The sequence below is a fragment of the Alcanivorax sp. HI0083 genome (genome assembly GCF_001635175.1).
In genome coordinates this window covers 1-946 of record NZ_LWFX01000336.1, presented here as the reverse complement: position 1 = coordinate 946, position 946 = coordinate 1, and the positions used below count along the sequence as shown (strand labels likewise).

The 946-nt window shown below is 61.0% G+C and carries 2 protein-coding genes; both read left to right on the top strand.

Annotated elements, in window-relative coordinates; genetic code table 11:
• Nucleotides 1-449, top strand: a 449-nt coding sequence (locus A3754_RS03565; RefSeq protein WP_231880467.1) for a LysR substrate-binding domain-containing protein, incomplete at its 5' end; no start/stop codon positions are given.
• Nucleotides 450-503: 54 nt separating this feature from the next.
• Nucleotides 504-946: FxsA family protein (locus A3754_RS03560; protein WP_063518867.1), on the top strand; the 443-nt coding region annotated here is incomplete at its 3' end.

Genomic DNA, 946 nt, shown 5'->3' with positions numbered 1-946 from the left:
TGGCTGACGATGACCGCCTGCAACGCAGCGTATTACTGCAAGAACGGCTGTCCGTGATCGCCCGCAAGGGCCACCCCACCATCAAGGGACGGTGCAACAAACAGCAATTTCTGGATGCCGAACATGTGGTGCTGCCGGACCGCAATCGGCAACTTCCCCTGGACCAGATTCTCAATGCCCCCGGCTGGCAGCGCCGCACGGGGGCCCGGGTGACCCAATTTGCCAGCATGCTGGCGGTTTGCGGCGGCTCGGACCTGATTGCCACCGTCCCCGACCGGCTCGCTCAGCAGTACGCCGAAACCATGCAGTTGCAGGTGCTGCCCTTCCCCGTTGACCTGCCGCCCGTCCCCATCTACATGATCTGGTCACCGGCCCAGCAACGCGACCCGGCCCACCGCTGGCTCCGCCAGCAACTGGAGCAAACCATCGCGCAGGAACCTGCCCCTTGAATTCAGGTCCAATCATGACCACATACTGACTATTGACGGCAAACAGGACACCTCATGGGTTTTGGTCGCGTTTTCTTTTTCATCTTCGGTTTTGCTCTGCTGGAGGTACTGGTACTGGCACAAGTCGCCGGGGCAATCGGCTGGCCAATCACCATTGTTGCTACCGTGGCAACCGCCCTGCTGGGCAGCTACCTGTTCCGCCGCCAGGGCCTCAGTACCTGGGTACGCCTGAATCAGCGTATGCAGCAAGGTGAAATGCCCGGGCAGGAAATGGTCGAAGGCATGATGCTGCTGCTCGGCGGCGCTCTGCTGATCACTCCGGGCTTTATTACCGACGCCGTGGGCTTTGCCTTGTTGCTACCCGGTTCACGCCGCTGGATGGCCAACAAGGTGATCCAGAAAGGCTCGTTGCAAAGCTTCACCACCGTGCAGGGAGCCGGGTTTGCCTACACTCGCTCAAGCTACTCCGGCGGAGCAACCAACCCGTTCCAGCAACG